Here is a 4,522-nt window from a genome sequence, read left to right on the forward strand (position 1 = left end):
CCGGACGTCGCCGCGTCGAGCGTGCTCGTGTGCTCCGCGTCCGGCACGCTCAAGTCCGCGTCCGGCACGTGGGCGGCGGTGACCGAGAGCCGCCGCGAGGGGGATCTCGCCCCGCTGCTCGCCGCGCTCGAGCGGCCGTCGCAGGAGCCGTCGGGTGCGTGCGAGACGTCGGGCGCGGTGCCGACGGTGCTGTGGCTGGTCGACGCGCTCGGGCGCGCGGTTCGGCCCGTGTGGCCCACGGACGCGTGCGGCGCGCCGGTCGCGGACGTGCTCGCGGCGCTGGACGCGCTGCACGAGACGGACACGACCGAGTTCCCCGTGGAGCGGGTCACGCCGACGGGACCGCCGTCGGGTCGCTGACCCTCAGAGCTTGCGCAGGCGCACGCGCTCGACGGAGTGGTCGGAGCCCTTCGTCAGCACGAGCGTCGCGCGGCTGCGCGTCGGCAGGATGTTCTGCTGCAGGTTGGGCGCGTTGATCGTGTCCCAGATGCGCTCGGCGCGCTCGACGGCCTCGTCGTCGGAGAGCGACGCGTACCGGTGGAAGTACGACTCGGGCTGCGCGAACGCGGTCGACCGCAGCCGCAGGAACCGGTCGACGTACCACTGCCGGATGTCGGTCGTGCGCGCGTCGACGTAGATCGAGAAGTCGAAGAAGTCGCTGACCGCCAGGTTGGACGTGCCCTCGCTCGTCGGGCGTGCGGGCTGCAGCACGTTGAGGCCCTCGACGACCAGCACGTCGGGCCGGTTCACGACGATCTCCCGGCCGGGGACGATGTCGTAGGTCAGGTGGTCGTAGACGGGCGCCCGGACCTCGGGACGGCCCGCCTTGACCTTGGAGACGAAGCGCAGCAGCGCGCGCCGGTCGTACGACTCGGGGAAGCCCTTGCGCTCCATGAGGCCGCGCCGCTCGAGCTCGGCGTTGGGGTAGAGGAACCCGTCGGTCGTGACGAGCTGGACGCGCGGCGTCGCGGGCCAGCGCGCCAGGAGCTCGCGCAGCAGGCGGGCGGTCGTCGACTTGCCGACCGCGACGGACCCGGCGACGCCGATCACGAACGGCGTGCCGCCGACGTCCTCGCGCAGGAATGTGCTCGACGCCGCGTGCAGGCCGCGGGTCGCCTCGATGTGCAGGTCGAGCAGGCGCGAGATGGGCCGGTAGATCGCGTCGACCTCGGCGAGGTCGATCGGGTCCCCGAGGCCGGCGAGACGGTCGACGTCCGCGTCGGTGAGGGGCAGCGGCGTCGAGGCCGAGAGCCGACGCCACGCGTCGCGGTCCAGGTCGACGTACGGCGTGGCCGGGGTGAGCGACGGTGGCACGGGACGATTGTGCCGGACGACGAGGGCGCTGCTCGCCGGGGACGCCCGCGCGCCTCGTCGCAGGCCGTGACGGCAGTCACCTCCCGGCGGTCGCCGACCGCACGCCCGATAGACTCGCGGGCATGTGTGGAATCGTGGGCTACGTCGGGTCCCAGACCGCGAGCGACCGACCGCTGGACGTCGTGCTCGAAGGTCTGCGGCGGCTGGAGTACCGCGGGTACGACTCGGCCGGGGTGGCGCTCGTCAGCCCCGACGGCGAGCTCGACACCGCCAAGAAGGCCGGCAAGCTCGCGAACCTCGTCGAGGAGCTCGACGCCCACCCGCTCGCCGAGGCCACCGCGGCCATCGGGCACACCCGCTGGGCGACGCACGGCGGCCCGACCGACGTCAACGCGCACCCGCACGTCTCCGGTCGTCTCGCACTGATCCACAACGGCATCGTCGAGAACTTCGCGACCCTCAAGGCCGAGCTCCTCGCCGAGGGCGTCGAGTTCACCTCCGAGACCGACACCGAGGTCGCCGCGCACCTCGTCGCGCGCGCCTACGACCGCACGGGCGACCTGACGCAGGCCGTCACCGCGGTCGCGCGCACGCTGCACGGCACGTTCACGCTGCTCGCGGTGCACGCCGACGCGCCCGACGTCGTCGTCGGCGCCCGCCACGACTCGCCGCTCGTCGTCGGCCTCGGCGAGGGCGAGAACTTCCTCGGCTCCGACGTCGCCGCGTTCATCGCGCACACGCGCGAGGCGCTCGAGCTCGGCCAGGACCAGGTCGTGACGATCACGCCGTCGGCGGTCACCGTGACCGACTTCGACGGCAAGCCGGCCGACGCGCGCCGCTACACGGTCGACTGGGACGCCGCGGCCGCCGAGAAGGGCGGCTTCCGCTCCTTCATGGACAAGGAGATCCACGACCAGCCGCACGCGGTCGCGGACACGCTGCTCGGCCGCACCGACGCGCACGGCCGCCTGGTGCTCGACGAGATCCGGATCGACGAGTCGGTGCTGCGGTCCGTCGACAAGATCGTCGTCATCGCGTGCGGCACCGCCGCCTACGCGGGCCACGTCGCGAAGTACGCGATCGAGCACTGGTGCCGCATCCCCGTCGAGGTCGAGCTCGCGCACGAGTTCCGGTACCGGGACCCGGTCGTCAACGAGCAGACGCTCGTCGTCGCGGTGTCGCAGTCGGGCGAGACGATGGACACGCTCATGGCCGTCCGGCACGCGCGCGAGCAGGGTGCCAAGGTGCTCGCCATCGTCAACACGCACGGCTCGACGATCCCGCGTGAGTCCGACGCGGTGCTCTACACGCACGCGGGCCCGGAGATCGCGGTCGCCTCGACCAAGGCGTTCCTCGCGCAGATCACCGCCGCGTACCTGCTCGGCCTGTACCTCGCGCAGCTGCGCGGCAACAAGTTCGCCGACGAGGTCGCGTCGATCCTCGGCGAGCTGCGCGACATGCCCGACAAGATCCAGCAGGTCATCGACCGCTCGGGCCGCGTCAGGGAGATCGCGCGCTGGATGGCGGACACGCAGTCCGTGCTGTTCCTCGGCCGGCACGTCGGGTTCCCCGTCGCGATGGAGGGGGCTCTCAAGCTCAAGGAGCTCGCGTACATCCACGCCGAGGGCTTCGCCGCCGGTGAGCTCAAGCACGGCCCGATCGCGCTCATCGAGCCCGGTCAGCCGGTGTTCGTCGTGGTCCCGTCGCCGCGCGGGCGCGACTCGCTGCACTCCAAGGTCGTGTCGAACATCCAGGAGATCCGCGCGCGTGGTGCCCGCACGCTCGTGATCGCCGAGGACGGCGACGAGGCCGTGCGCCCCTACGCCGACGAGGTGTTCTACGTGCCGCAGGCGCCGACGCTCCTCGCCCCGCTGCTCGCCGTCGTGCCGCTGCAGGTGTTCGCGTGCGAGCTCGCGACCGCCAAGGGCCTCGACGTGGACCAGCCGCGCAACCTCGCGAAGTCCGTCACCGTCGAGTGACGGGTCCGGCTCGGGGCATCGGGGGGCGCGGGTGATCGTCGGCGTCGGCATCGACGTCGTCGACATCGCGCGGTTCGTCGACACCCTGCACCGCGTCCCCGCGCTGCGCGCGAAGCTGTTCACGCCCGTCGAGCGGGAGATGCCCGAGACGTCGCTCGCCGCGCGGTTCGCCGTCAAGGAGGCGCTCGCCAAGGCGCTCGGTGCCCCGCCGGGGCTGCACTGGCACGACGCGCAGGTGCCGCGCACGGCCGGGTCACAGCCGGTGCTCGACGTCACCGGGACCGTCGCGGCCCGGGCCGCCGAGCTCGGTGTCGCGCGGTTCCACCTGTCGATCTCGCACGACGCGGGCATCGCGTCCGCCGTCGTGATCGCCGAGCGCGACTGACAGGTGCCGTCGTGACGTGACGGTTGCACACGCGATCTCGGGGTCAGCCGCGCAAGGCGACGTGACCGTCCCACGAGCCGACGGGGCCGGTCAGCCACCATGCGCCCGTGCGAGGGCACCGGCGGACGGACGCCCCCGGGAGGGGCGAGGCGAAGCCCACGGGTGCGAGGTGGTGGGCCGCGTAGCCCTCCGCCGACCTTCCCGCGAGCAGGTGGTGGTCACGGCAGCGGCACGTCGCGTCGAGCTGTTCCTCGAGCAGCCGGGCGCGGGCCGCGCGACGGTCGTGGCGGCGGCGCACGACGCTGCGGGCGAGGGACCGCGTCAGCACCGCGCCGAGGGTCGCGCCCAGCACGACCGCCCCGAGGTGCAGGAAGAACGCGTCGTCCGAGCCCTGCCAGGTGGCGTCGCCGGTGCGCTGGACCACGAGCGGGACGACCACGCGGCCGCTGAGCACCAGCCCCAGCCCGGCCCCGAGCATCGCGGCGACGCCGTACCAGCCCGACCGACGGCCCTGCACCTGCCCGGGCCCGTCGAGCTCGGGGTCGTACACCTGCTCGCTCAGCCGGCGCCAGACGCGCGTCTCGGCGGTCGTGAAGCCAGGCTCACGAACCGACTGCACGACGAGGGGCAACCCCACGTGCGCGAGCACCAGCGTCAGCTTCGAGATTGCCGGTGCCGGCGCCCCGGCCGTCACCACGAACGCCACCCAGGCCGCTCCCGCCAGCGCCACGGCGGCGACTGCCGCGAGCGGCCAGAGACGGATCCACCGGGGGGTCACCGAGCGCAGCGCCGCGTGCAACGAGGTGGCGTCGGGGGTGCGCACCGTGGCAGCGCGCAGCAGGAG

The 4,522-nt window shown here is 73.3% G+C and carries 5 protein-coding genes; 3 read left to right on the forward strand and 2 right to left on the reverse strand.

The features are described from left to right. A partial coding sequence (locus HGA02_RS11335; protein ID WP_210728459.1) for a hypothetical protein occupies positions 1 to 360 on the forward strand: 360 nt, incomplete at its 5' end. Between the two features lie 3 nt (positions 361 to 363). Here HGA02_RS11335 and coaA read toward each other — a convergent pair. Beyond that, positions 364 to 1,314 (reverse strand): type I pantothenate kinase, encoded by a 951-nt coding sequence (coaA, locus tag HGA02_RS11340; RefSeq protein ID WP_168679099.1) that lies wholly within the window; start codon positions 1,312 to 1,314, stop codon positions 364 to 366. A 122-nt stretch (positions 1,315 to 1,436) separates the two neighbouring features. Here coaA and glmS point away from each other — a divergent pair, with 122 nt between their 5' ends. Both glmS and HGA02_RS11350 read left to right on the forward strand, forming a co-directional pair. Then, positions 1,437 to 3,293, forward strand: a complete 1,857-nt coding sequence (gene glmS, locus HGA02_RS11345) for a glutamine--fructose-6-phosphate transaminase (isomerizing) (RefSeq protein ID WP_168679100.1) — start codon at positions 1,437 to 1,439, stop codon at positions 3,291 to 3,293. 31 nt (positions 3,294 to 3,324) lie between these two features. Further along, positions 3,325 to 3,678: a holo-ACP synthase gene (locus HGA02_RS11350; RefSeq protein WP_168679101.1), complete on the forward strand. Its 354-nt coding sequence runs from the start codon at positions 3,325 to 3,327 to the stop codon at positions 3,676 to 3,678. Between the two features lie 43 nt (positions 3,679 to 3,721). Here HGA02_RS11350 and HGA02_RS11355 read toward each other — a convergent pair. Next, positions 3,722 to 4,522, reverse strand: an 801-nt coding sequence (locus HGA02_RS11355; protein ID WP_210728460.1) for a hypothetical protein, incomplete at its 5' end; no start/stop codon positions are given.

Source organism: Cellulomonas septica, from assembly GCF_012396155.1.
GTDB lineage: Bacteria > Actinomycetota > Actinomycetes > Actinomycetales > Cellulomonadaceae > Cellulomonas > Cellulomonas septica.

Excerpts from the sequence above, each read along its gene's own strand:
- glmS (WP_168679100.1), top strand. The coding sequence starts at position 1,437 with ATGTGTGGAATCGTGGGCTACGTCGGGTCCCAGACCGCGAGCGACCGA.